This is a genomic window from Nonomuraea thailandensis, assembly GCF_024172165.1.
In the GTDB taxonomy this organism is placed as follows: domain Bacteria; phylum Actinomycetota; class Actinomycetes; order Streptosporangiales; family Streptosporangiaceae; genus Nonomuraea; species Nonomuraea thailandensis.
This window is the reverse complement of sequence record NZ_JAMZEB010000002.1, coordinates 9,864,115-9,886,653: the sequence shown is the minus strand read 5'-3', so window position 1 is coordinate 9,886,653 and position 22,539 is coordinate 9,864,115. Positions and strand designations below refer to the sequence as shown.

Genomic DNA, 22,539 nt, shown 5'->3' with positions numbered 1-22,539 from the left:
GTGTCAGTGGATCGCTGCGCGCTGTTCGTGGACGCTGGCTATCTGCTGGCTGATGGAGCGATGGCGGTGCACGGCACACGTCATCGCGAGGCGGTTTCCTGGGACTATCCCGGGTTGCTGCAGCTGATGACCAGCCTGGCGCGCGAGCGCACGGGGCTGCCGCTGCTGCGGTGCTACTGGTACGAGGCGACGGTCGAGGGCCGCCGCACGCCGGAGCACGACGTGCTGGCCGACATCCCGGGCCTCAAGCTCAGGCTGTCCCGCATCCGGCCCGGGCGGCGCGAGGGCGTCGACGCCCAGGTCCACCGCGACCTGATGACGCTCGCCCGCAACAACGCCATCTGCGACGCGGTCGTGGTCAGCGGCGACGAGGACCTGGCGCAGGTCGTGTGCGACGCGCAGGACCTCGGCATCAGGGTGAGCGTGATCCACATCGCGGCCGACGGCGGCTGGGCCGTCTCGCGGTCGCTGCGGCAGGAGTGCGACGACCTGGTGGAGCTGGGGTCGGCCCACCTGCGGCCGTACGTCAGCCTGCTCACCGGCGTCTCCGAGTCCTCCAACGGTCACCACCAGCCGATCAGCAACGGGCACTCCACCCCGTCGCTGCCCCCCGCGCAGCCGGCGTCCCTGCCGCCCACCTCGCTGCCGCAGAGCTCCAGCGGGGGCAGCCACGCCGCGCCCTCGTCCGCCGGCAACGGCCAGTCCTCCGGCTTGTCGCGTGGCCAGTCGTCCACGCCGCCCGCGCTGCCGACGTACACCAGCTACCAGTCCGAGCCGCCGACGCCGCCGCCCGCCGCCCCCGTCACCGGGCCGATCCAGGCGCAGCCCCAGGCGTCCAGCCCGAGCACCGGCCAGTTCTCCGCGCCGTCGAGCGGTACGTACCAGCCGTCGCAGCTCGGCCCGTACACCGGCCCGCAGCCCGCGCCCATCACCCCGCCCGCCGCCGCCACGGCGGGGGCCACCACGCTGGCCGACGCCGTCAAGGCCGCGCACCGCGAGGGGCACGACTTCGGCGAGTCGGTGGCCCGCGACGCGCCCGCGCTGTGGCTGGAGGCGGTGCTGGCGCGCAAGCCGCGCATGCCGTCGGACCTGGAGGCACGGCTGCTGCAGGGCTCGTCGCTGCCGATCGACTTCCTGCTGCACGACGAGGTGCGCCACGCGCTGCGGCGCGGCTTCTGGGACGCGTTGGAACGCGCCCGCCACTGACGCCCCGCCCCCAGCGCACCTCCGAGCACGCTGGGCTAGTTCCCACCCCACCCCAGGTCCCAACGCCAGCGCATCCCCACTGCAGCGCATCCCCGGCCCAGCGCATCCCCGGCCCAGCGCATCCCCGGCCCGCGACCCTGGCACAGGCGCAATTCCGGCTCAGTGCATCCGCAGGTCCCCAGGACAGGCGCGGCTCCCCCCAGTACAGGTGCTGGTCCCGACCGCAGCGCATTCCAGCTCTCGACCTCAGCGGGCCGACCGGGGTTCCATCGCGCCTCGCAGGTCTTGGCCTCAGCGCACCGCATAGCTTCCGAGCGATGGCTCCATGAGCCTGAACACCTCGCGCGCGGCCGCCGCCACGATCTCGGCGATCCGCGCATCATCCACCCCCTCCAGGGTGAGCTCCATGATCTGGCCGAGCAGCACCCGGTAGGGCGCGGCGAGCTGAGCCGCCACCACCCGGGGCACCGGTCCCCGATCACCCGTCTCCGTGGCCAGCTCCCGCGCCAGGGCCTCCTCCCGCTGCTCCAGTAACTCGCGCAGGCGGCCCACCAGCGTCGGCGACTCCGTGATCATCCGCCCGAACCCGTCGCGGGTGAACCCAAGCAGGGGATCGTGCCGCTCGGCCGCCTCCAGGAAGACCCTCCTGAGCGCGGCGAGCGCCGACTCTCCCGGCCGCCTGCCCGCCACGATCCCCGCCAGCGCGGCCACGAACTGCTCGTGGTGGTCGAAGGCGAGGTCCTCCTTGCGGGGGAAGTAGTTCGTGACGGTCTTCTTGGCCACCCGCGCGGCCTCGGCGATCTCGGCGATCGTCGTCTGCTCGAAGCCCCGCCGGATGAACAGCCGGGTGGCCTGGTCGGAGATCTCCTGACGGGTCTCCCGCTTCTTCTGCTCCCGGAGGCCGAGGATTTTTGTGTCGGACATAAATTTCCTCTTGACTCGTATCTAGTCTGGTCATAATCTTAGGACTGTCACAAGTTTAGGACCTGAAGGGGCTCGCATGCGAGAGACGTTCCAGATCAAACTGCCCGCCTCCATCACCGCCGCGACCGCTCGTTCCGGCCGCCCGAGCTCGCCGCGCACCTCCGCCGTACCGGCTCGCGGGCTGAAGCCCGTGGCGCAGCCCCACGTCACGCGGAGCGCCGCTCCCCGGCGCGCTGCGTACTGAGACGCCGCCTACTGACGCGGCTTGCCGCGCACTGACCCCGACCCCGCAACAACCCCCGGGAGGTCCCCATGTCAGTCACCACCACTGATTCCGTCGAGGGCTACCTCAAGCAGATCGGCCGGATCCGGTTGCTGGACGCCAGGCAGGAAGTGGCGCTCGGCGAGCGCGTCGAAGCCGGGCTGCTCGCCCAGGAGCGCCTCGACCGCGAGGACGATCTGTCCGCGCAGGGCCGCGCCGATCTGTCCGCGCAGGAGCGCGCCGACCTGTCCGCGCAGGAGCGCGCCGACCTGGAGTGGATCGCTGCCGATGGGCGCCTGGCCAGGGACCAGATGATCGAGGCCAACCTGCGGCTGGTCGTCTCCATCGCCAAGCGCAGGGCCGGGCACGGCCTGCCGCTGCTGGACCTGATCCAGGAGGGCAACCTGGGGCTGATGCGGGCGGTGGAGAAGTTCGACCACCGGCTCGGGTTGAAGTTCTCCACCTACGCCACCTGGTGGATCAAGCAGGCGATCGGGCGTGCGCTGGCCGACCAGAGCCGGACGATCCGCCTGCCCGCGCACGTGGTCGAGGACCTCAACCGGGTCGTCCGCGCCCGCGCCACGATGCTGCGGGAGCTGGGTCGCGAGGCCACCGCGAGGGAGCTGGCGGCCGAGCTCGGGCTGACGCCGGAGAAGGTCGAGCAGTTGCTGCGGCACGACCGCGTGCCGGTCTCGCTGCACACCCCGCTCGGTGACGACAGCGCCGAGCTGGGCGACCTGCTCGCCGACGACGCGCCCGGCCCCGCAGCCGAGGTCGCCGCCTCCTGTCTCCGCCGGGACGTGCGGGCGGCACTGGCGACGCTGACCGAGCGAGAGGCCGCCGTCCTCATCCAGCGGTACGGCCTGGCCGATGACACGCCGCGCACCCTGGACGAGATCGGCCGCACGTTCGGCGTCACCCGGGAGCGCATCCGCCAGATCGAGGCCAAGGGCATGCAGAAGCTGCGCCGGCCCGCCTGCTCCCGCGCCCTGGCCGACCTGCTCGCCTGACGCCTGGATCATGACCAAGTACATCTAGTGGAAGCGCGCCCTGCTCACCCAACGTCTCACGCAAGCGAGCCCCGCTCGCCTCACGAAGGCGTGACTTCTCGCAGAAGGGCTTTCTCCGCTGATTCCCGACCCGACGACCGGGCACCCGCTGCCCGCCCACGAGCGGGTGGTCTTCCTCAAGCCGCCGGTCACCTCGCCCACCATCGAGCTGGGCGGGTACTCGCCTGGTGGGACCGGCCCGTCGAGCCGGTGACCGAGCACGCCCGCACCATCATGGCCGGCACCCCGGCCGGCATCGCCCGTATCGCCGCTGAACACGAACTGGAGAAGAGCCCTTGACGCAGACCCCCTTCGAGCCGGGCGCCGAGTTCGACCGGCAGGTCCGCACCCTGATCGACCTCGGCTATCCCGCCATGGCCGGGCTCGGCCCCGCGACGCTGGCGCCGCTGCGCGAGCTGGCCGTCCGCCACGGGGGTACGACGTGCGACCCGGAAGGCGGCCGGGTGCCGTTCGTGCTCGTGTTGTCCCGCGAGATCGCGCCGATCGAGCAGACCATGCCGCTGACCACGGTGCACGGCAGGCGCAAGCCCGGCTTCGTCGATCACTCCTTCGAGCCGGGCGCACTGGAACGATTCGTCGCCGTCTCGGAGGTCGAGCAGGTCTACCTGCTGTTCGACGTCGAGCGCGGCGAGGAGTTCTGTGGCGCCGTCCCCAGCGCCGCGATGAACGTCATCGCGGCCCGGGGCCGCACCCTGCTCACCATCGAGGAGGGCATCGCCCTGATCACGCACTTCCCGCAGCTCCTGGCCAAGAACAAGTGCTTCTCCCTCGGCGGCTCCCGCTGCGGCGACCGCCGGGTGCCCGCCCTCTGGATCAGCCGGAACGCGCCCAAGCTCGGCTGGTGCTGGGAGGGCAACCCGCACACCTGGCTCGGCATGGCCTCCGCGGGCGGCAGGCGCGCGGCCGCGTGAACACCCCCGGGCGGACATCGGTCCCGGGGGTGGTGCGCGGAGATCAGGAGAGCGCGTCGAAACCGGCGCGCAGGTGACTCAGGCGATCGGTCAGGTCGGTCAGCGGCACGGTCAGCGCCGGGTCCTGCGACTTGCGGGCCAGCTCCCTGACCCGGGCCAGCTCGTCCTCCACCGCCGTCAGCCGCCGCGACAGCTCGGGCAGCACGGACGCGTGGTCGCCCGCTCCCGGCGGCAGTTCGCCGCTGAGGCGGTCGCGGAGCAGCGACCCCTGCTCCGCCAGGCGCTTGTTCATGTTGTACAGCTCGGCGAACACCGAGACCTTCGCCCGCAGCACCCACGGGTCGAACGGCTTGGTCAAATAGTCCACCGCGCCCGCCGCGTAACCACGGAAGGCGTAGTCGGGAGCGCTGTCCACCACGGTCAAGAAGATGATCGGGATGTTACGGGTGCGCTCCCGCCGCTTGATGTGCGCGGCGGTCTCGAAGCCATCCATGCCCGGCATCCGCACGTCGAGCAGGATGAGCGCGAACTCGGTGTTGAGCAGCGCCTTGAGCGCCTCCTCACCCGACCTGGCGCGCACGGGCACCAGGTCGAGCGAGCTGAGGATGGCTTCGAGGGCGATCAGATTCTCCTCGCGGTCATCCACGAGGAGGATCTTTGCACGATCCGGCATCGATCACGACCCTTCGGGCGACGAGGCTGACGAGTCGGACGCGGAGCCCCGGCCGCGGCTGAGCCAGCCGCGCAGCCGTTCGAGCAGGCGGTCCACGTCGACCGGCTTGGGCACGTAGTCGGACGCGCCCGAGGCGATGGACTTCTCCCGGTCGCCGCGCATGACCTTGGCGGTCAGCGCGATGATCGGCAGATCGGCGAACTGGGGCATGCGACGGATGGCCGAAGTCGTGGCCCACCCGTCCATCTCGGGCATCATGATGTCCATCAGCACGAGCGCGACGTCCTCATTACGTTCGAGCTGTTCGATGCCCTCCCGTCCGTTCTCAGCGTAGACCACGGTCGAGCCGTGACGCTCCAGCACGCTGGTGAGCGCGAAGACGTTGCGGATGTCGTCGTCCACGATCAGGATCTTGGCGCCGTTCAGCGGGTCGTCGCCCTGCCACTGGCTGGGCGTCTCCGCCGGCGGCTCGACCAGCTCGGGCAGCGGCAGGTCGAGCGGCAGCGGCGGCTCGGGCAACGTGGACGTCGCCGAGTCCTCGCTCGGCGGCGTCATGAGCTGCCTGCGGGCCGTGCCCGGGTCGGTCGCGGCCAGCGGGCCGGTGTACGAGGCCGGCAGGTAGAGCGTGAACGTGCTGCCCTTGCCCAGCTCGCTGTCGACGTGGATCTCGCCGCCGAGCAGCCGGGCGATGTCGCGGCAGATCGCCAGGCCCAGGCCCGTGCCGCCGTACTTCCTGCTCGTGGTGCCGTCGGCCTGCCTGAACGCCTCGAAGATGACCTCGCGCTTGTCGGGCGCGATGCCGATGCCGGTGTCGATCACCTGGAACGCCAGCAGGTCGGTGGAGTCGTGCAGGCTGTCGTCGTCGAAGTCGACCCCGGGCGGGGCCATCGAGACGCGCAGCTTCACCTCTCCGCGAGGCGTGAACTTCACCGCGTTGGACAGCAGGTTGCGCAGCACCTGCTGCAGGCGCTGCTCGTCGGCGCGCAGCTCGTGCGGCACCTCCGGCTCGACGTCCACGCTGAACGACAGCCCCTTGTCCTGCGCCAGCGGCGCGAACGCGGCCTCCAGCAGGTCGACCATCTTCGGCAGCGACACCTGGATCGGATGGATGTCCATCCGGCCGGCCTCGACCTTCGACAGGTCGAGCATGTCGTTGATGAGCTGGAGCAGCGCCGAGCCCGCGCTGTGGATCGTGCGGGCGAACTCGACCTGCTGCGAGGTCAGGTTGCCCTCGGCGTTCTCGGTCAGCAGCTTGGCCAGCACGAGCAGGCTGTTGAGCGGCGTGCGCAGCTCGTGCGACATGTTCGCGAGGAACTCGGACTTGTAGCGCGAGGAGACCGCGAGCTGCTCCGCGCGCTCCTCCAGCGTGCGGCGGGCCTGCTCGATCTGGAAGTTCTGGATCTCGATCGCGCGGTTCTGCTTGGCCAGCAGCGCCGCCTTGTCCTCCAGCTCGGCGTTGGACCTGCGCAGCTCCTCCTGCTGGCGCTGCAGCTCGTCGGAGCGCTCCTGCAGCTCGCGGGTGAGCCGCTGGGACTCGGTGAGCAGGTCTTCCGTGCGGGAGTTGGCGATGATCGTGTTCATGGTGACGCCGATGGTCTCGACGAGCTGCGTCAGGAAGTCGAGGTGCACCTCGCCGAACGGGGTGAAGGAGGCCAGCTCCAGCACGCCGAGCACGCGGTTCTCGAACAGGATCGGCAGCACCACGATCTGCGCCGGCGTGGACCGGCTGAGCCCGCTGTCGATGGTGATGAACTGCGGCGGAACGTCGTCCAGCACGATGTGCCGGCCCTCGCTGGCCGCCTGGCCGACGATGCCCTCGCCGAACTCGAAGCGCTGGCGCGGGCCGCGGTCGGGGCGCACGCCGTAGCCGCCGATGAGGATGAGGTTGCGCTCGTGCTCGGGCTCGATGCTGTAGAAGGCGCCGTAGCGGGCCGACACCAGCGGCGTCAGCTCGCTCATCGTCAGCTTGGCCACTTCCAGCAGGTCGCGGTGGCCCTGCATGAGCCGGGAGATGCGGGCCAGGTTGGACTTCAGCCAGTCCTGCTCCTGGTTGGCCTGCGTGGTCTCGCGCAGGCTGCCCACCATCGAGTTGATGTTGTCCTTCAGCTCCGCCAGCTCGCCCTGGGCGTCGATGGCGATGGAGCGGGTCAGGTCGCCGCGCGCCACGGCGCTGGTCACGGTCGCGATGGCGCGGATCTGCGTGGTGAGGCTGCCCGCGAGCTCGTTGACGCTCTCGGTGAGCCGCTTCCAGGTGCCCTCGACGCCCTCGACCCGGGCCTGGCCGCCGAGCTGACCCTCGGTGCCCACTTCCCGGGCGACTCGGGTGACCTCGGAGGCGAAGGACGAGAGCTGGTCCACCATCCGGTTGACGGTCGTCTTGAGCGCGAGGATCTCGCCCTGGGCGTTCACGTCGATCTTGCGGGTGAGGTCGCCGTTGGCGACCGCGGTGGTCACCTCGGCGATGTTGCGCACCTGGTACGTCAGGTTGTTGGCCATGGAGTTGACGTTGTCGGTGAGGTCCTTCCAGACGCCCGACACGCCCTTCACCCGCGCCTGGCCGCCGAGCTGGCCCTCGGTGCCCACCTCGCGGGCCACGCGGGTGACCTCGTCGGCGAAGGACGAGAGCTGGTCCACCATCGTGTTGAGGGTGTCCTTGAGCTGGAGCATCTCGCCCTGGGCGTCAACGGTGATCTTCTTCGACAGGTTGCCCTGCGCCACCGCGGACGACACGGCCGCGATCTGGCGCACCTGCGAGGTGAGGTTGTTGGCCATGGAGTTGACGTTGTCGGTGAGGTCCTTCCAGACGCCCGACACGCCGCGCACCTGCGCCTGGCCGCCGAGCTGACCCTCGGTGCCCACTTCCCGGGCGACTCGGGTCACCTCGGAGGCGAACGAGGAGAGCTGCTCGACCATCGTGTTCATGGTGGACTTGAGCTCCAGGATCTCGCCCTGGGCGTCCACGTCGATCTTGCGGGTGAGGTCGCCGTTGGCGACCGCCGTGGTGACCTGGGCGATGTTGCGCACCTGGTACGTCAGGTTGCGCGCCATGGAGTTGACGTTGTCCGTCAGGTCCTTCCAGACCCCGGACACGCCCTTGACCTCGGCCCGGCCGCCCAGCTTGCCCTCGGTGCCCACCTCGCGGGCCACGCGGGTGACCTCGTCGGCGAAGGACGAGAGCTGGTCGACCATCGTGTTGAGGGTGTCCTTGAGCTGGAGGATCTCGCCCTGCGCGTCAACGGTGATCTTCTTTGACAAATTGCCCTGGGCCACCGCCGTCGCCACGGTCGCGATGCTTCGTACCTGCGAGGTGAGGTTGTTGGCCATGAAGTTGACGTTGTCGGTGAGGTCCTTCCAGACGCCCGACACGCCGGTCACCTGGGCCTGGCCGCCGAGCTGGCCCTCGGTGCCCACCTCGCGGGCCACGCGGGTCACCTCCTCGGCGAACCCGGAGAGCTGGTCGACCATCGTGTTGACGGTGTTCTTCAGCTCGAACATCTCGCCCACGGCGTCGACCGTCACCTTGCGGCTCAGGTCGCCCTTGGCCACCGCCGTGGTCACCACGGCGATGTCGCGCACCTGCGCCGCCACGCGGGACGACATCGTGTTCACGGCCTCGGTGAGGTCGCGCCAGCTTCCCGACATGCCGCGCAGGTTGGCGCTGCCGCCCAGCCGCCCTTCGGTGCCGGCCTCGCGAGCGACCCTCGTGACCTCGGAGTTGAACAGCGCGAGCTGGTCGACCATGCCGTTGATGGCCTTGCCGAGGCGGCGCACTTCGCCCCGCGCGGAGCGGTCGAGGTCGATGCGCCGGGACAGGTCGCCCTTGGCCACCGCGTCGATGACGTCGGCCGCGCCGCTCACCGGGCTCACCAGGGCGTCGATCAGCATGTTGACCGACTCGACGCTCTCCGCCCACGCGCCGACACCCGGGCCGGGCGTCAGCCGCTCGCCGAAGCGACCTTCCTTGACGACTTCTTTGCGTACGCGTGACAACTCGTTGGCGAGGTGCTCGCGGCGGTCGGCCACCTCGTTCAGCAGCAACCGCACCTCACTGAGGATGCCAGGAGGCGCGTGAGGAACCCGACGCCGGAAGTCGCCGTCACGCCAAGAGAAGAGAGTCTCAAGGATGGGAACGAGATCCGACTCGGTGTAAGTCCTCTCCTCTGGGCTTAGCGCGGCCTTGGCCGTGGTCATGGGGCCTCCTTCACTCGTCGCTGCCGCACGGCGAGTGATTCAAGTCTGTCACGATGAGTAGCTCGTAGTCCTGTCCTTGGATTTACCCCAAGTCAGCGGGAAGTGTGGTAGGCACGTTGGGATGACTGCTTCTCCCCATGCGGTGCTGGCTGCGACGTTCGCGCCCGGCGAGACCGCTGTGACGGCTGCGATGAGGTTCACGCGCGAGGTGATGACCGCGTGGGCCACCGGCGGCGTGCTCCACACTGCCGAGCAGGTCGCCGCGGATCTGGCCGAGCAGGTCGCTGACGAGCCTTTTGAGGTGATTTGGAAGCATTTCGGGGACGCAGTCCAGGTGGAGTTGCGCCAGCGATACCTCTCCCAAAGTGATCCGAAGGCTCCTTCCGTCAACGTCGAGGAGTGGGGAGTCACCTTTGCGGGCGATTCCCGTGTCCATTGGGCAAGGCTCACGCTACCTGGCTCCGCGGACCGGGTGGCAGCCGAATGGCTGGAGGAGAGCAGCCGCGGGCCCCACTGGCTGGGGTTCCTGGCCGACGCGAGTGACCTGCTAGCGGGCACGCTCGACCCCGACATGGTGCCGGCGATCATCGCCCAGGTGGTGGTGCCGCGGCTGTCGAGCTGGTGCGCCGTCTACACCTCCGACAACTCCGGGCCGCTGCGGCTGGTCTACCTCTGGCACGCCGACGAGGCCAGGATCGACGGCCTGCGCGAGCAGCTCGCGGACATGGACATCGACGCCGCCGACACCCGCGTCACCTCCATGATCCACCTGCCCGAGTCGCAGGTGCTCGCCGTGCCGCTGATGGCCCGCGGCCGCAGTCTCGGCATGATGTGCCTGGGGCGGCCCGACCGCTTCCCCGACGAGGTCATCCAGTTCGCCGAGGACATCGGCAGGCGCGCCGCGCTGGCCATGGACAACGCCAGGCTCTACGCGCAGCAGGCCGCCGCCAACCGCGCGCTGCAGCGCAGCCTGCTCCCGCCGAACGAGCCCGAGGTGCCGGGCCTCGACTACGGCGTCATCTACGAGCCCGCCGGCGAGGTCAACGAGGTCGGCGGCGACTTCTACGACCTGTTCAAGGCCGGCGACGACTCCTGGCGCTTCGCCATCGGCGACGTCTGCGGCACCGGCCCCGAGGCCGCCGCCGTGACCGGCCTGGCCCGCCACACGCTGCGCCTGCTGGCCCGCGAGGGCTACGGCGTGGCGGCCGTGCTCGGCCGGCTCAACCAGGCGATCCTGGAGGAGGGCGAGCGGGCGAGGTTCCTCACGCTGCTGCACGGCGACATCACGCCCGTGCCCGACGGGCTGGAGGTGCGGCTCGTCTCCGCCGGGCATCCCGAGGCGCTGCGGCTGCGGCCGAGCGGCAAGGTCGAGGCGGTGACCACGCCGCAGTCGTTGCTGGGGGTCTTCCACGAGGTCGTCTTCGAGGCCGACACCGTGCATCTCGACCACGGCGACGTGCTGCTGGCCGTGACCGACGGGGTGACCGAGCGGCGCTCCGGCGGGCGGCTGCTCGACGACGACGGCGGGCTGGCCAAGCTGCTGGCCGAGTGCGCGGGATTGTCGGCCAGGGCCGTGGCGGAGCGCATCCGCAGGGGCGCCGCGGAGTTCGCCTCCGAGCCGAGCGCCGACGACCTGGCGATCGTGGTGCTGCGCGCCCGCTGAGCCCGGGGTCGTGCTGGTCAAGGTGCGCCTTTCCGGCTGACTACGGGTGGCGAGATGATGACAGCCCGGCTGGCCGAGCGTCAAGGTCCGTAGTCAGGAACGGTCGCAGAGCGTGACAAGTGTCACGGTGCGCCCACGTGCTTGCGGGCGAAGTCGAGCTGCAGCGCCGTCTGCGCGATCCGCTCGGAGACCACGAGCGAGCCCCTGATGGCGTCGTAGGTGTAGACCTCGTGGTGGCGGCCCTGCTCCTCCAGCTTGGTGACGTACTTCTCGATCTGGCGCAGCGGGCAGCGGGTGTCGTTCTCGCCCGCGAGGATCAGCAGCGGGCTCTTGACCTGGTCGACGTAGGTGATGGGGGAGCTGGCCGCGTACCGCTCCGGCTGCTCCTCGGGCGAGCCGCCGAGCAGCGCGCGGTGGTAGGCACGCAGGCTCTCCGCCTCGTCCTCGTAGGAGGTCTGGTGGCAGGCGATCGGCACCGCGGCGATGCCGCACGCCCACAGGTCGGGCTGGGTGCCGAGGCCGAGCAGCGTCAGGTAGCCGCCCCACGCCGTGCCGGCCAGGACGGTCTTGTCCGGGTCGGCGATGCCGTGGTCGACCACCCACTGCCGTACGGCCGCCACGTCGGCCAGCTCGATGTGCCCCACGTCGCCGTGCAGCGCGTCGCGCCAGGCCGAGCCGTAGCCGGTCGAGCCCCGGTAGTTGACCCGCACCACCGCGAACCCGGCGTCCACCCAGGCCGCCACCGTCGGCGAGAACGCGTCGCGGTCGTGCGCCGTCGGGCCGCCGTGCAGCAGGAAGACCGTCGGGTGGGGGGCCGTGCCGACCTCGGGCCTGGAGACCAGCGCGTGGATGCGGCCGCCCTCGCCCTCCACGTCGATGTCCTCCACCGGGACGCTGGGCGGCGCCGGCGGGCCGATGGGGTTGACCACGACCTGGCCGTTGCTGGACCGGACGATCGGCGGGCGGGAGGCGCTGGACCAGGAGTACTCGACGTGGCCGCCGGGCCGGGGAGTGGCGTCGTCGATCACGCCGTGCGGGGTCTCGATGAGGGTCAGGCCGCCGCCGCGGAGGTCGTAGCGGTGCAGGAAGCTGCGGGCGCGGTCGTCGCGCAGGATGAGCAGGCCGCGGCCGTCGTCGTACCACTCGGCGTCCAGGTCGCCCGCGTCGCGCAGCCAGATCTCGCGCTGCTCGCCCGTCACCGGGTCCCAGACCAGGGGCTCCTGCCGCCGGCGGCGCTCGTGCAGGGCCAGCAGGCGGCGGTCGCCCGCGACCGGGGCGAAGGCGAGGCCGACCACGCCCTTGCCGGGGCCGTCGTGCAGCTCGCCGACGACGTGGCCGTTCTGGCGCACGACGCGCAGCGCCGGATGCCGGAAGTCGCCGTACTCGCCGTGGTTGATCGCGATGAGGGAGCCGTCGAGGGACATGGCGGCCACCCAGGCGGCCTCCGGGTGCTCGTAGAGGGTCTCGGCCGGCTGGCCCGCGCGTACCAGGTGGATGCGAAACAGGCCCTCGCCGGCCACGCTGATCGCCGCGACGCCGGTCGTGGACAGCGCGATGCCGCCGGGCTGGCCCGGCGGCAGGTCCGGCGCGACCGGCTCGTCGGCGCCGCCGGTGAACGGCTGGCGCCACCAGCCGCCGTACTCGTCGCCGTCCGTGTCGGCGAACCAGTAGATCCAGTGGCCGGTGGGGTCGATCGCGGCGTACGCCGTGCCCTTGGGCTGGTCGGTGACCTGGCGGGTGGCGCCGGTCACGCGGTCCCAGGCGTAGACCTCCCACTTGCCCGTGGCGTTGGAGCGGTAGATGGCACGGTTCGGGGCCTGGCGCGCCCAGGACGGCAGCGTCATGCGCGACGCCCGGAACCTGGCCTGCCAGCGTTCCTCCGCCTTCATCCGGCGCGCCCCCTCCCGTTGATGTCCCGTGCCTCCGGGCCCGGGATGCCGTCCAGTATTGCGCCTGTGCCGGGGAAATACTCCGAGAATGTGGGGGAATTTCGGACTAAATGCCCCATCAGTAACACCAGTCGCTCATGTCCGTCAAGGAACAGATCTTGATCGGTGTGCCGGCTCGAAGATAGACAGATGAAACGCGGCGTGCGTTACTACTTTTTGCTGTCTTTTCGCGACATTTCGGGAGACAAATGCGGCGATCCGCTGATCGAGCGTGTTCGCCTGGTGATGCCACGCACTGGGGCCCATCCCGACGACCTGGGCGATGTCGCCGGGCTCCAGCTCCATCTCGAACTCGATCGAGCGCCGCCCGGTCTCGGCGAACCCCTCCAGGCTCCGAGCCACCCTGCGCTCTTTCTCCTCGTCCACGGAGAGCAGCCCGAGCTCCTCGACGAGCGGGCTGAGATGCTCGGGCGCGGGGGTGACGACCACCGCCGCCCCTCCCGGCCGCAGCACGCGGCGGAACTCGGGCCCGTTCCTGGGCGCGAAAACGTCGATCACCACATCAGCCACCCCGCTCCTGATCGGAAGCGGGCGCCACACGTCGGCCACGAACGCCCCTGCCCTGGGATGCACCCGCGCCGCCCGGCGTACAGCGTGCTTCGACACATCGAACGCCATCCCGATGCCATCGTTGACCGTGTCGAGCACGGCCGCCAGGTAGTGCCCGGTGCCCGCGCCCGCGTCGATGATCACCGGCGCGGTCCTGCCCTCCGCGCGGTGGCCCTCGACGGCTTCCGGCCCCTGCTCGCCGCCCGCAGGCGCCGCGCCGGAACCGGCCTCCACTTCCGTCCCACGGTACGCCCTCAACTCCGCGCCGTCATTCGTTTCGGTGCAGGACTCATGTTTTGCTGGAACGTTCTCCGGCCCCAGATGTGCCCGCACGGCCTCGGCCACCGCGTCCGCCAGCGGGGCGTAGTGGCCCTTGTCGAGGAAGGCCGCCCTGGCGGCCACCATCTCGGAGGTGTCGGCGGTGCCCGGCTGTCCCGAGCCGGTGAGAAGGCTCACGTAGCCCTGCTTGGCCACGTCGAAGGTGTGGTTGCCGGCGCATCGCACGGTCGCCCCGGCCAGGCGCAGGTCGGCGCGGCACACGGGGCAGATGAGGTAGTCGACGATGTCAGCCAGCATGGGGCCCATTGTGGTGCACGGGCGCCGGTCAGGCGGCGTTGGCCGCTTCCAGGAGGAATGCGGCGTTGGAGGGGGTGGAGCGGAGCTTGTCCACGAGGATCTCCAGGCCCTGCTGCTTCTCCAGCGCGGTCAGCATGCGGCGCAGCCGCCACACCACCTGCTGCTCCGACGAGTGCATCAGGATCTCCTCGCGCCTGGTCCCGGAGGCGTCGAGGTCCACGGCGGGGAAGAGGCGGCGCTCCGCCAGCTCGCGGACGAGGTGCAGTTCCATGTTCCCCGTCCCCTTGAACTCCTCGTACAGGTTGTTGTCCATCCGCGAGCCCGTGTCCACGAGGGCGGTGGCGAGGATGGTCAGGGAGCCGCCGCCCTCGACGTTGCGGGCGGCGCCGAAGAAGCGCTTGGGCGGGTAGAGCGCCCGGGCGTCGATGCCGCCCGTGAGGACACGGCCCCCGCCGGGCGGCGTGAGGTTGTTGTAGGCCCGCCCCAGCCGCGTCAGCGAGTCCAGCAGCAAGACCACGTCACGTCCCGACTCCACGAGGCGCTTGGCGCGCTCGATGGCCAGCTCGGCGAGGGCCGCGTGGTCGCGGTCCGGGTGGTCGAAGGTCGAGGAGAAGACCTCGCCCGCGATGGTGGCGCGCATCTCGGTGACCTCCTCGGGCCGCTCGCCCACCAGGAGGACCATCAGGTGCGCCTCGGGGTGGTTGCGGGCGATCCCGGCGGCCAGCGCCTGGAGGACCATGGTCTTGCCGGCCTTGGGCGGCGCCACGATGAGGCCGCGCTGCCCCTTGCCGATGGGCGCGAACAGGTCGATGACGCGCGTGCTGAGCGACTCCGTCTCGATGGTGAGCCGCTCGGTCGGGTGGACGGGGGTGAGCCGGTCGAACGCGGGCCGGTCGCGCCACGAGGTGGCGCCGTTGACCGACTCGACCCGGACCAGCTTGTTCCCGGCGAAGGACGCGGTGACGTGGTCACCGGGACGCAGGTCCCACTGGCGTACCTTCTCGGGGGTCAGGCGTACGTCGCCCGGCCCCGCCAGGTGGCCGGCCCGGATGAAGGCGGACTTGTCGCCCACGTCCAGGAGTCCCGCCACCTGACGCACCGGTGCCGAGGCACGCTGCTCAGGAATGGTGTGCACAGACATGATGAGCCCCTCTGGGGGAGATGCGCCGGAAGCCTCGGACGAGGACCGGCGGGTGATGAAGGAAAGGTGGCCGGGCTCTCGCGAGAAGGAGGGCCGGGGCCGAACTTGGAAGATCAAGCGGAGCTGGAGCTCGACGCTTGGTGGCAAGATACCACACCGTCCGACCCATACAACGCCTAGCCCTCTTGGGCTATTCCGGGGCGGTAATCGGCGCTTCTCCCACGTCTTCGGGGTGCGGCGCGTGACAATGTTCTTCTCGGCGACGTGCAGCGAGGAAAATTACCTCGCCCCGGTGTGCCGAGCAGCACAGAACCCCCGTCAGTGCAGCGTCATCGTGTCAAGTGGCATGCAGGGTCCCTGCAACTCGGTGAGGGTTCCATAGGGACGAAACAGAGAAATCTCCTTGGGGGAGCACCATCATGAAGACCGTCAGCTGCCCGCGGTGCCACCACGAGCTGGACGAAGGCCCGATCATGTACCGGTGCGCGAACTGCCGCCGCGCCGTCTACGCCGCCGACCTCGAGAACGAGTACGTTCCGGCCCAGCCTGTCGCCGCCTAGCCCGGCCCGCCTAATCTGGCGGGATGCCGCATCAACCGATGACCGTGTCCGGCGTCGAGGTGACACCGCTCTGCGACGCCGTCGGGCCCATGGGAGCGGCGATCCGCCGCCCGCCGGCCGAGCTGTTCCCCGGCTCCGGGCTCCGTGACGAGCCGTGGGTCCTGCACTTCCACTGCTACCTGATCCGTGACGCCGCGGACCGGCTGACGCTGGTCGACACCGGTATCGGCGGCACGGACTCCCCGGCGTCGAGCTGGGCGCCCGTTCCCGGCACGCTGGCCGGTGAGCTGGCCGCCGCGGGCGTCGCGCCCGCCGAGATCGGCACCGTCGTCCTGACGCACCTGCACAGCGACCACGCCTCGGGCGCGGTCGCCGAGGGCCGACCGATGTTCGGCAACGCCCGCTACGTGATCCAGCGGGCCGATCTGGACGCCGCCCGGGGTCCGGTGCTCGACGACGTGATCACGGTGATCAAGGCCCAGCTCCAGGTCGTCGAGGGCGACGCCGAGGTGGCGCCCGGCGTTCACGTGCACCACACTCCCGGCCACACGCCGGGCCACCAGATCGCCAGGGTCGGCGAGGTGGCCATGACCGGCGACCTGGTCCTGCACCCGGTGCAGCTCGACGACCCGGCCGTCCGCTACCTCTACGACGACGACCAGGAGGCGGCCGCGCGCACCAGGGCCGAGGTGCTGGCCGGGCTCAGGGCCGAGCGGGCGATCCTGGCGACCGCGCACTTCAGCGAGCCTTTCCTGCGTCTGTGATCAGACTCGGGCACCATGTCGTGCCATGAAGATTCTCGTTGCGGCAGCTGCCGGCGTCCTCCTGACCACCTCGCTCCCCGCGTCGGCCGCCGCACCCGAGCTGTCCGGAGCCGCCGTCTACGCCGGCGCCTCCGACAACCAGCTCAGCAGGTACGACGGCGGCGAATGGAGCACCATCGCCAAGCCCGGCTCCATGCCGCAGTACGCCGCCTCCCCCGACGGCAGGAAGGCGGCCTGGGTGACGACCAGCGGCCGGCTCCAGGTGAGGAGCGGCAGCAGGACCACCACGCTCGTCAGCGGCCTCCAGGGCGGCACGCCGTGCCTGACCCCGGTGTGGTCCGCCGACTCCACGCAGGTGGCCTACACCCAGGGCAGTGACACGATCATGGCCGTGAAGGCCGACGGCAGCGCGGCGCCGCGCAAGCTGGGCAGGTCGGCGGGCGTGTGCCACCTCGCCTGGTCGGCCGACGGCCGGTACGTCGCGGGTTACACCGGCGAGGCGAACGCCCTCTACCGGCTCGACGTCAGGACCGGCAAGGCGGCCAGGGCCAAGGGAGTCACGTGGATCACCCACGTGCAGAGCCTGTCGCCGAACGGCCGCACCGCCGTCGTGGAGGTGCCCGCCAACCCCGCCACGCTGGGCGACGGGAGCTGGCCGGCGGCGTTCAAGCCGGTCCTGCTCGACATGGTGACCGGCAAGAAGCGCGCGCCCGCCGTGAAGGGCAGGCTGCTCGGCGCCACCTACCTGAAGGACGGGCGGCTGGTCGTACGGGTCGGCGGCGCCACGCACAACACGCTGGTCGTGCTCGACGGCGCGGGCAAGGAGGTCCAGCGCCTCGCCGAGCCCGCCAAGGCCAGGAAGCAGGCCCTGCTGCAGGTGCTGCCCTAACCGCCGTCTGTCCCGCGCCGGCGCGGGACAGACGGCGCCCAGGGCTCTGCCTGCCGGCCGGGGGGACCGGCCGGGCGGTCCAGGGCTCTACCTGCCGGCCAGCGCGGGCTGGTCGGCGAGCAGGGCCGCGGGCAGGGCCACCGTCGCGGTCAGGCCGCCGTACGGCGAGGGCACCAGGGCGACCTTGATGCCGTGCCTGGCCGCGAGCCTGGAGACCACGAAGAGGCCGAGCCGGTCGCTCTGCGCCAGGTCGAACTCGGGGGTGTCGGCCAGCCGGTCGTTCAGCTCGTCGAGCTCCGCGCGCGGCAGGCCGAGCCCGCGGTCCTCCACCTCGACGACCAGGCCGTGCGGCGTGGCGGAGCTGCGCACGTCCACCCTGGTCTGCGGCGGCGAGAAGAGGGTGGCGTTCTCGATCAGCTCGGCCATCAGGTGGGCCACGTCGGTGACCGCGGAGCCGAGCAGCGCGACGGACGGCGGCTGCATCACCTCCACCCGCTCGTACTCCTCGACCTCGGCCACGGCGGCGCGCAGCACGTCGAGGATCGGCACCGGGTTGCGCCAGCCGCGGCCGGGAGCCTGGTCCGACAGGATGATCAGGCTCTCGGCGTGCCGGCGCATGCGCGTGGTCAGGTGGTCGAGCTTGAACAGGTCCGCCAGCGTCTCGGGCGCCTCCGTGGCCCGCTCCATGCTGTCGAGCTGCAGGAGCTGCCGGTGCAGCAGCGACTGGTTGCGCCTGGCCAGGTTCACGAAGACCTGGCTGACGCCGTGGCGCAGCCTGGCCTGGTCGACGGCGGCCTCGACGGCCGTGGACTGCACGTCGTTGAAGGCGCGGACGATGTCGGCCACCTCGGAGGTGTGCGCCTTGACCTCCAGCGGCGCCACCTCGGCGGACGTCGGCGGCTCGGCGTTGGTGCGCAGCCGCTTGACCAGCCCGGCCAGCCGCACCTCGGCCAGCTCGGTGGCCGCGTCACGCAGCGCGGCCAGCTCGCGGACCAGGCGCCTGCGGAAGCGCAGCGAGAGCAGGATCGAGGCGACGACGGCGATGAGGCCCAGGCCGCCCGCCACGCCGATCTTGACCAGCATGCCGATGGCGGTCGGCGTCACCCGGCTCACGATGCCCTGGGTGGCCTTGCTCTGGTTGTGCTCGACGGTGACCCACAGGTTCTGGGCGTCGATGGGCCAGGTGGCCGCGCCCGCGGGCAGCCCGTTGACGGCCGCCTGCCCCTGAATGGCGTCCTCGGCGCGCAGGAACTCCTGGTAGACCGGCGAGTCGGCGAGCTCGCCGTACGGCCCGCGCAGGTCGCCGTCGAGGTGCGACAGCGCCTGGGAGAACAGCAGCCGCCTGGTCGCCACCATCCCCGTGAACGACTCGCGCTCCCGCGGCTCGACCCGGCCCCTGGCCAGCACGATCGCGATCAGCGCCCGCTCCCTGGAGAGCACCTCCTTGGCCTCGCCGAGCATGGTCACCGCGCGGGCCTGCTGGTAGAGGGCCATGTCGGGGACCAGGACCATGGCGTCGTACATGCGGAAGGAGGCGTCCACGACCTGGCTGTAGCCGTCGATGACGTCGAGCGGCGGGACGAGCGTGCCGTCCACCTCCTTGCGCACGTCGGCGAGCTGGTCGAGCTTGACGTGCAGCGCGTTGAGCTGCGTGCTCATCTCCGGCGACAGGTCGCGCAGGTTCCCGGTCAGCGCGCGCAGGGTCTTCACGGCCCGGTCGGTCCGCCCGCGCTGCACGGCCATGGTGTCCGCGCCCTGCCCGGTCACCAGGAACTCCACCGAGGCCAGCCGCTCGTTCTGCAGCTCGATGTTGACCCTCTCCGAGGGCTGCGCCAGGTTGGACGCCAGGTCGTCGATCGCGAGCAGGCGCATGCCGGCGCCGCCGGTCAGGCCGGCCGCGAACGCCCACAGGCCCACCAGGGACAGCAGCGGGACGAGCAGGAGGATGAGAAGTTTCAGCGCGATGGGGCGGCCACGCGTGGGGGACATGCGACCTCCGGGTGCATGATGAGATCGCCTCGCAGAGTACACCCCCCTTTGGAAGGATTTCTGTGCGTCTTCCGCGTTCTCTCTCCGGCTGGACCATCGCGGTCTTCGGCTTCCTCGCCTTCGCGCTCGGCCTGCTCGGGTTGATCTCGCCCGACACGCTGCTGGCCGTGCTCGGTTTCGAGGTGCTCGACGTACGTCCCGCCGGGGACTACACGCTGGTCTATATGGCCGCCAGTTCGATGGCGGCCGTGAACATGGGCGTCTACTACCTGTTCGCCGCCTCGAACGACTACACCCCGTTCTTCCGCTGGACCGTGCCTTTCAGGCTCGTGACGTTCGCGGTCTTCACCACGCTGGTGCTGACGGGGGCGGCGCCGGGCAAGTTCTTCGGCGTCGGCCTCTGGGAGGGCCTGGGGGCGGTGATCACCGGGTTCGCGCTCTGGCGTGAGGGCAAGCTGATGCCCTCACGCCAGAGCGCGGACGCGGTCTAGCGGCGCTCGTCGCTGCCGGCGACGAGACGGTCACCGGAGTGGTCGCTGTGCGCGTGCACGCTCGTGTTCGTGTGCTCGCGCTCCAGCTTCCGCTCCAGGTCCCGCTTCTCGTCCTCCAGCCGGGCGACCCGGTCGGAGGCCTCGGCCCTGGCGCTGCGCAGCCGGCGGCGCTGCCTGGCGGTCCTGCGCGAACCCGAGCCCAGCAGCCAGACGCCCAGCAGCAGGACGGCCATGGCAGCCGCCCCCGCGAGGAACATCTCCACCTGATTGGGCTCGAAGGTGTAGCCGAACAGGATGTACCTGGCGCTCTCCTCGGTGAGGACCAGAGCGAAACCAGCGCCGGCGAGCAGGATCAGGAGCACTCCCAGTACGATCATCCAACTCACCCCTTGTCGTAAGAGGCGTTTCTCCTGCCCGTAGATCGGCGCGGTATGCGCGATGATGACGTCCATGAGACCCGACGCGGGCCAGGTCCTGCACTTCTCCGAGGACCCGACGATCGAGCGCTTCGTGCCGCACGTGGCGGTGACGAGCCGGCAGAGCGAGCCGTACGTGTGGGCGGTGGGCTACGAGCGCTGCCCCGACTACTGGTTCCCCAGAGCCTGCCCGCGCGCGATGGCCTGGGTCGGCCAGGACACCTCCGAGGAGGACACGGCCCGGATCATCGGCGCGGGCTGCGGCGAGCGGGTGCACGCCATCGAGTACTGCTGGCTGAAGGCGCTGATGGAGGTGCGCCTGTTCGCCTACCGCCTGCCGGCCGACGGCTTCACGCCGATCGGCGAGCCGGCGCACGCCGTGGTCTCCACGGCGCCCGTGGTGCCGCTGGGCCCGCCCGAGCCGGTGGGCGACCTGTTCGAGCTGCACGAGCAGGCGGGGATCCAGCTCAGGGTGCTCGACAACCTGTGGCCGTTCTGGAACGAGGTGACGGCCAGCAGCCTGCAGTTCAGCGGGATCCGGCTGCGGAACGCGCGTCGATGAGGGCCTGCAGGGTCTCCAGCGGCATCGAGCCGGGCGGCAGCTTCTCGCGGGCGGCCCTGTTGGCCTCGCGCCGCAGCGTCTCGTTGACCGGCGTGGGCAGCCCGTGCTCGCGGCCCAGCAGGACGATCTCGCCGTTGAGGTAGTCGGCCTCGATCGAGCCGCTGCCCCTGGCCAGGCTCTGCCACGAGGAGCCGCCGCTGCGGTCGACGCCCTCGATGGGGCGCGCGTCGACCTTGTGCCCGCGTACCTCGGCCTCCTCCTCGGGAGTGGCGTACGCGATGCCGGCGTGCTCCAGCACGCCCCTGGCCTCGGCCCTGGCGCGCTCGACCACCTCGGCCATGCCGGGCACGTGGCCGAGGAGCGCCTCGGCGGCGTTGCCCAGGTTGCCGAGGAGCTTGGCGTACTTCCAGCGCATCACGTCCGGGACGGCCCGGCCTACGAGGCCGCGCTTGCTCAGGTCGTCGGCGATGCGTGCCGCGAGCTCGTCGTCCACACCCTGTGGATAACGGCCGACGTGCAGCATGCCGGAGTAGGGGTGGGCGTGGGCGGCGATGACGCCGGGCTGGGGGATCTGTGCGGGCAACCACACGCACATGCCGTAGACGTGCTCGAACCGCCGCAGGACCATGCGCTCGTTGGCCACGCCGTTCTGGGCGCACACCACGGGCAGGTCGGCCGGCCAGGGGGCCAGCGCGGCGATCGTGTCCTGCGACTTGGTCGCCAGGATGAGCACGTCGTCATCGCGCGTGGGCACGGGGCCGTCGGCGGCGGGGATGTTCAGGGTCTCGGCGGACTCGGGGGTGATCAGTCGCAGGCCGTCGCGCTTGAGGGCCTCGTAGTGGGCTCCTCTCGCGATGAGAAGGACCTCGTGCCCGCCCTGAAACAGGCGGGCCCCGATGGTTCCCCCGACTGCTCCTGCTCCGATCACTATGTAGCGCATTGTCTGAGGATGTCACTCCCTACTTGGCGAGTGCCACTTGGGCCTGCGCGGTCGTCACGGCGGAGCCGCGCGAGCGCTCGCGCCAGATCGTCCGCAGCACCCGCCAGCCGTCGCGCACGGCGTTCAGGTTGCTGACGCCGTGGATGCGGGAGCGCTCGTGGCTGGGGACCTCGCGGATGATGAGGCCGGCCTGGGCGGCGCGGACGTTCATCAGGGTCTCGATCTCGAAGCCGTCGCAGTCGAGGTCGAGGGCGTCGAGGTGGCGCGCCCAGAAGGCGTTGTAGCCGTAGCACAGGTCGGTGTAGCGGGTGCCGTAGAGGAGGTTGGTGAGCCCGGTCAGGACCTTGTTGCCGAGCGAGCGGATCGGACTGAGGTCGTCCGAGCCGCCACCAGGGGCGTACCTGGAGCCCTTGGCGAAGTCGGCGCCGTTCACGAGCGTGGCGACGAAGGAGCGGATCTCGCGGCCGTCGGTGGACCCGTCGGCGTCGATCATGACGATGATGTCGCCACTGGCGGCCTCGAAGCCCTCGATGAGCGCGTTGCCCTTGCCGCGCCGGCTCTGCACGACGACCCGGAGGTCGGGGCGCAGCCTTCGCGCGACGGCGATGGTGTCGTCGGTCGAGTTGCCGTCGACGAGGATCACCTCGTCGATCCAGTCGGGCAGCGTCGCGAAGACGTGGGGAAGGTTCTCGGCCTCGTTCATCGCGGGAACGATGACGCTGACGCTGGCGGCGAAAGGCTGCTTGTTCATGTCACCAAGGTTCTCCGTGACGCATGCAACCCGCTTAACAGCTCCTTGCATAGATCATGCGC

Annotated in this window: 20 protein-coding genes; 10 read left to right on the top strand and 10 right to left on the bottom strand. The window is 70.7% G+C overall.

Annotated elements, in window-relative coordinates; translation table 11 throughout:
* Entirely contained in the window at positions 1-1,206 is a 1,206-nt protein-coding gene (locus HD597_RS49515) for an NYN domain-containing protein (RefSeq protein ID WP_372513580.1), read from the top strand.
* Between the two features lie 291 nt (positions 1,207-1,497).
* Here the strand turns inward: HD597_RS49515 and HD597_RS49510 are convergent, their stop codons facing one another.
* Positions 1,498-2,130, bottom strand: coding sequence for a TetR/AcrR family transcriptional regulator (locus HD597_RS49510; protein ID WP_253754162.1), 633 nt, complete (start codon positions 2,128-2,130; stop codon positions 1,498-1,500).
* A gap of 76 nt (positions 2,131-2,206) precedes the next feature.
* Here HD597_RS49510 and HD597_RS49505 point away from each other — a divergent pair, with 76 nt between their 5' ends.
* From HD597_RS49505 to HD597_RS49495, 3 genes are all read left to right on the top strand, one after another.
* Positions 2,207-2,374 carry a hypothetical protein gene (locus tag HD597_RS49505; protein WP_253754159.1) on the top strand — a complete coding sequence of 56 codons (168 nt, stop codon included), beginning with the start codon at positions 2,207-2,209 and terminating at the stop codon, positions 2,372-2,374.
* A 68-nt stretch (positions 2,375-2,442) separates the two neighbouring features.
* On the top strand, positions 2,443-3,402 hold the full coding sequence (locus tag HD597_RS49500) for a sigma-70 family RNA polymerase sigma factor (RefSeq protein WP_253754157.1): 960 nt from the start codon (positions 2,443-2,445) through the stop codon (positions 3,400-3,402).
* A gap of 335 nt (positions 3,403-3,737) precedes the next feature.
* Positions 3,738-4,373 carry a DUF5701 family protein gene (locus tag HD597_RS49495; RefSeq protein ID WP_253754154.1) on the top strand — a complete coding sequence of 212 codons (636 nt, stop codon included), beginning with the start codon at positions 3,738-3,740 and terminating at the stop codon, positions 4,371-4,373.
* Between the two features lie 43 nt (positions 4,374-4,416).
* Here the strand turns inward: HD597_RS49495 and HD597_RS49490 are convergent, their stop codons facing one another.
* Positions 4,417-5,046 (bottom strand): response regulator, encoded by a 630-nt coding sequence (locus tag HD597_RS49490; RefSeq protein WP_253754151.1) that lies wholly within the window; start codon positions 5,044-5,046, stop codon positions 4,417-4,419.
* Positions 5,047-5,049: 3 nt separating this feature from the next.
* Positions 5,050-9,237: a hybrid sensor histidine kinase/response regulator gene (locus HD597_RS49485; protein WP_253754148.1), complete on the bottom strand. Its 4,188-nt coding sequence runs from the start codon at positions 9,235-9,237 to the stop codon at positions 5,050-5,052.
* A 472-nt stretch (positions 9,238-9,709) separates the two neighbouring features.
* Between HD597_RS49485 and HD597_RS49480 the strand changes: the two genes are divergently transcribed.
* Positions 9,710-10,900: a PP2C family protein-serine/threonine phosphatase gene (locus HD597_RS49480; RefSeq protein ID WP_253754145.1), complete on the top strand. Its 1,191-nt coding sequence runs from the start codon at positions 9,710-9,712 to the stop codon at positions 10,898-10,900.
* A 122-nt stretch (positions 10,901-11,022) separates the two neighbouring features.
* On the opposite strand, the gene HD597_RS49475 is transcribed toward HD597_RS49480, so the two are convergent.
* The 3 genes from HD597_RS49475 to rho all read right to left on the bottom strand — a co-directional run bounded on the left by HD597_RS49475 (position 11,023) and on the right by rho (position 15,115).
* Positions 11,023-12,789 (bottom strand): S9 family peptidase, encoded by a 1,767-nt coding sequence (locus HD597_RS49475; RefSeq protein ID WP_253754143.1) that lies wholly within the window; start codon positions 12,787-12,789, stop codon positions 11,023-11,025.
* Between the two features lie 144 nt (positions 12,790-12,933).
* Positions 12,934-13,974, bottom strand: coding sequence for a putative RNA methyltransferase (locus tag HD597_RS49470; protein ID WP_253754141.1), 1,041 nt, complete (start codon positions 13,972-13,974; stop codon positions 12,934-12,936).
* Positions 13,975-14,002: 28 nt separating this feature from the next.
* Positions 14,003-15,115, bottom strand: coding sequence for a transcription termination factor Rho (rho, locus tag HD597_RS49465; protein WP_308210853.1), 1,113 nt, complete (start codon positions 15,113-15,115; stop codon positions 14,003-14,005).
* A 419-nt stretch (positions 15,116-15,534) separates the two neighbouring features.
* On the opposite strand from rho, the gene HD597_RS49460 reads away from it, so the two are divergent.
* The 3 genes from HD597_RS49460 to HD597_RS49450 are packed head-to-tail and all read left to right on the top strand — an operon-like array spanning position 15,535 to position 17,328.
* The gene (locus HD597_RS49460) at positions 15,535-15,675 is read left to right on the top strand and encodes a hypothetical protein (protein WP_253754139.1); all 141 of its coding nucleotides are present in this window, start codon (positions 15,535-15,537) and stop codon (positions 15,673-15,675) included.
* A 23-nt stretch (positions 15,676-15,698) separates the two neighbouring features.
* Positions 15,699-16,439 carry an MBL fold metallo-hydrolase gene (locus HD597_RS49455; protein ID WP_253754136.1) on the top strand — a complete coding sequence of 247 codons (741 nt, stop codon included), beginning with the start codon at positions 15,699-15,701 and terminating at the stop codon, positions 16,437-16,439.
* Between the two features lie 25 nt (positions 16,440-16,464).
* Entirely contained in the window at positions 16,465-17,328 is an 864-nt protein-coding gene (locus HD597_RS49450) for a TolB family protein (RefSeq protein ID WP_253754134.1), read from the top strand.
* 87 nt (positions 17,329-17,415) lie between these two features.
* Here the strand turns inward: HD597_RS49450 and HD597_RS49445 are convergent, their stop codons facing one another.
* Entirely contained in the window at positions 17,416-19,317 is a 1,902-nt protein-coding gene (locus HD597_RS49445; RefSeq protein ID WP_253754132.1) for a sensor histidine kinase, read from the bottom strand.
* A gap of 62 nt (positions 19,318-19,379) precedes the next feature.
* Here HD597_RS49445 and HD597_RS49440 point away from each other — a divergent pair, with 62 nt between their 5' ends.
* Positions 19,380-19,808: a hypothetical protein gene (locus HD597_RS49440; RefSeq protein ID WP_253754130.1), complete on the top strand. Its 429-nt coding sequence runs from the start codon at positions 19,380-19,382 to the stop codon at positions 19,806-19,808.
* Here HD597_RS49440 and HD597_RS49435 read toward each other — a convergent pair.
* Positions 19,805-20,185, bottom strand: a complete 381-nt coding sequence (locus HD597_RS49435) for a hypothetical protein (protein ID WP_253754128.1) — start codon at positions 20,183-20,185, stop codon at positions 19,805-19,807. The two genes, HD597_RS49440 and HD597_RS49435, sit on opposite strands and share 4 nt — an antisense overlap.
* A 73-nt stretch (positions 20,186-20,258) precedes the next feature.
* Between HD597_RS49435 and HD597_RS49430 the strand changes: the two genes are divergently transcribed.
* Positions 20,259-20,786: a DUF6886 family protein gene (locus tag HD597_RS49430; RefSeq protein ID WP_253754126.1), complete on the top strand. Its 528-nt coding sequence runs from the start codon at positions 20,259-20,261 to the stop codon at positions 20,784-20,786.
* Here HD597_RS49430 and HD597_RS49425 read toward each other — a convergent pair.
* Together HD597_RS49425 and HD597_RS49420 are read right to left on the bottom strand one after the other, a co-directional pair.
* A complete protein-coding gene (locus HD597_RS49425; protein WP_253754124.1) occupies positions 20,752-21,726 on the bottom strand; it encodes a ketopantoate reductase family protein in 975 nt (324 codons plus the stop codon). The genes HD597_RS49430 and HD597_RS49425 overlap by 35 nt on opposite strands.
* 19 nt (positions 21,727-21,745) lie before the next feature.
* The gene (locus tag HD597_RS49420; RefSeq protein WP_253754122.1) at positions 21,746-22,477 is read right to left on the bottom strand and encodes a glycosyltransferase family 2 protein; all 732 of its coding nucleotides are present in this window, start codon (positions 22,475-22,477) and stop codon (positions 21,746-21,748) included.
* Between the last annotated feature and the right edge of the window lie 62 nt (positions 22,478-22,539).